The 2,565-nt window shown below is 39.1% G+C and carries 3 protein-coding genes and 1 pseudogene; 1 reads left to right on the top strand and 3 read right to left on the bottom strand.

The window, feature by feature from the left end; all coding sequences use genetic code 11:
- Positions 1–593 (top strand): AraC family transcriptional regulator (locus H5072_RS16620; RefSeq protein ID WP_182694164.1); only part of this gene is annotated, 593 nt, incomplete at its 5' end.
- Between the two features lies 1 nt (position 594).
- Here the strand turns inward: H5072_RS16620 and H5072_RS21510 are convergent.
- From H5072_RS21510 to H5072_RS16605, 3 genes and pseudogenes are all read right to left on the bottom strand, one after another.
- Positions 595–1,091: pseudogene (locus tag H5072_RS21510) on the bottom strand (TlpA family protein disulfide reductase).
- Between the two features lie 62 nt (positions 1,092–1,153).
- Positions 1,154–2,062 carry a histone deacetylase gene (locus H5072_RS16610; protein ID WP_182694163.1) on the bottom strand — a complete coding sequence of 303 codons (909 nt, stop codon included), beginning with the start codon at positions 2,060–2,062 and terminating at the stop codon, positions 1,154–1,156.
- Between the two features lie 53 nt (positions 2,063–2,115).
- Positions 2,116–2,481: a PilZ domain-containing protein gene (locus H5072_RS16605; RefSeq protein ID WP_182694162.1), complete on the bottom strand. Its 366-nt coding sequence runs from the start codon at positions 2,479–2,481 to the stop codon at positions 2,116–2,118.
- Positions 2,482–2,565: the final 84 nt, after the last annotated feature.

Raw genomic sequence — 2,565 nt, 5'->3', positions numbered from 1 at the left:
GGTTTGATGAAAGCCTTTTCCACTATGTGCTAGAGATATACAGCACTGCATTTTATAGTTTACTTAAACGAGTGAGCGAAAGTTACCCGCATTGTCAGTTCGACTTTGCTTTTAAACGCCCTCGGCATATTCAAGAATACGAGCAAAATTTAGGGCTAAAGGTAAGTTTTGATAAGCCATGTACTCGCTGGGTATTAAATAAAACCATGTTAAGGGCTAAAAACCCGCATGCGAGTCAATTACCATTTATGCAAGCGCAGTCGCAGCTACATAATAAAAGCGTAGTTAGCATGACTTTTATTGAAGCCGTCTGCAGATACTTATACTCTCACCCAAGTGCTAATTTAGAGTGCACCGCAAAGCACTTTGCTATGAGCTCAGCTACATTTAAGCGCAGACTCAAACTCAATGGGGTACGCTTTTCAGCGTTAATAGATGAGCAAAATAAGCACAAAGCTATTTACCTACTTACTCTGTGCGCTAAACATAACGAACAAGTCGCTGAACATTTAGCTTTTTACGATATACCTAACTTTCGGCGCGCCTTTAAACGCTGGACAGGCTTAACACCTAATCAGTTAAAAGCGCAATAAGTTACTCAGTTGCCATGTCTATGGAGTGCAACAATGTTCGTGCATTTAAATGAAGATTTGGATCTTCTGGGTTTGACGTATTAGTCAGCCAAATTACATTGCCTTCTTTATTTACAAATAATGTAGTAGGTGTGCCTCGTATACCTAATTGCTGTGCTATTGCATCGGCTTTTACAGCTGTTTTAAAAGTATAACCTCTTTCGCTAAGTGCTTTAGCGGGAGTAGCATCGTCATCTTCTTCAAAGCTCACGGCAATAACTTTTAATCCCATATCATCAATTTTTTGAAGTGCTGGCTGCAGCTTTTTACAGTACGGACACCATGTTGCCCAAAAGTGTAAAACGTAAGGTTGACCTAATAAATCTTGAGTGGCGACCCATCAGCCATTTGTAAATTTAATGTTGGCAATTTAGGATATGTTGCTTCTGAGCTTGTATCTTGTGCGTAAGCTGTAAAGCTTAATAAAATTAGCGTGATGGTAATAAATAGCTGTTTCATAATATGCTCTTTTTTATTTTACATATTAAACAAGAACGATAATTTAACATTTTCATTTCAAACTAAAAGCCAGCAGCTTGTTCAACAACAATAGCGTGGCGTTTAGCGAGGCGTAGGTGATCTCTATCGTAACCTCCACCTATCACAGTAGCTACAGGTGTATTGTGTTCAAGGCAGCGTTTTAGCACTAAATGGTCACGTTTAGCTATGCCATCCCAGCTAATATCTAACTTACCCAAGCCATCACCTTGCCAAATATCAACGCCAGCATCGTAAAGTACTAAGCTTGGGTTTAGCTCTTTAAGTAAATAACATAGTGTTTCGTTAACTATGGCAAGGTATTCGTCGTCCTTCATATTATTTGCCAGGCCAATGTCTAAATCGCTAGCGGACTTTCTAAAGGGGAAGTTTTTTTCACAATGGATAGAGCAAGTATACGCATAGGGTTGATGCTGTAACATTGCAGCTGTGCCATCACCTTGGTGCACGTCTAAATCAAAAATAAGTACGTTAGTTACCTCACCCGATTTAATTAAAGTTTGCGTGGTAAAGGCCAAATCGTTAACCATACAAAAACCTGAACCAAAGTCATTATGTGCGTGATGTGTACCACCAGCAAGATGACACGCTATACCGTGTTTAAGTGCTAAGCGGGCTGTCTGTAGCGTTCCTTGAGGGGCTGTAAATGTACGTGCCATAAGCTCTTTTGACCAAGGTAGACCAATGCGACGCATGGCTTTTTCATCTAAGCGGTTGTGCCATAAATCTTGGATATAATTATCGCAATGCACAAGCTCAAGCGGCTCTGGCGTGCCTAATATTGGCTCAACTAGGTTACTGCCGATTAAACCAAGCTCTGCAACATGTTGATATAAATGTGCAAATTTACTCATTACAAAGCGATGCTTAGGATCAAAGCTAAACGAGTAGTTAGGATGGTATACCAAAGGCAAATGAGGATTTAAGCGCATATTTACAAGCTTTATAAAGTTTGCGCTATGGTAATCAACTTAAGAGAATGAGTCTATTGTGAGTCATTAATAAGTGACGCTAATTCGCGATGCAGTAGCTCATCATCGGCTAAGTTTAGCTCTATTAAACGCTTTAAATAAGTAATACTGTCTATATCAATGTGATGGCATTTTAAACCAATATGATCGGCTTCAATATGGCAAATCACTACTTCCATTTTTATTTCTATATCGCTTTGAGGTAATGTAAAACGCAGTATTACTTGCGTATTGTGGCTGCCAATAAATGCATCACAATTAGTAACCAACGCGCCATGTAACGATAGATCGAGTAATTTACACGGATACTGTTGGCTATCAAAACATAACAGAGCGTTAGTTGAAAATAGCACACGAGAAAACTGTCGACGATTTTGCATAACCTAATTTAGCCTTACTGTTTTTATAATAAATTAAGCATAGCGGGTAATTCTCTACATGCTAGCAAGATGTGCTCCTGTAAT

The sequence above is a fragment of the Pseudoalteromonas sp. SR45-5 genome, assembly GCF_014163565.1.
Lineage (GTDB): Bacteria > Pseudomonadota > Gammaproteobacteria > Enterobacterales > Alteromonadaceae > Pseudoalteromonas > Pseudoalteromonas distincta.
Note: the sequence above shows the minus strand (reverse complement) of the source record. Positions and strands in the feature narration are given on the sequence as shown.

What these genes read in the sequence shown, in the direction of transcription:
- H5072_RS16610 (WP_182694163.1), bottom strand. Translation starts at nt 2,062, where the DNA reads ATGCGCTTAAATCCTCATTTGCCTTTGGTATACCATCCTAACTACTCG.
- H5072_RS16605 (WP_182694162.1), bottom strand. Translation starts at nt 2,481, where the DNA reads ATGCAAAATCGTCGACAGTTTTCTCGTGTGCTATTTTCAACTAACGCT.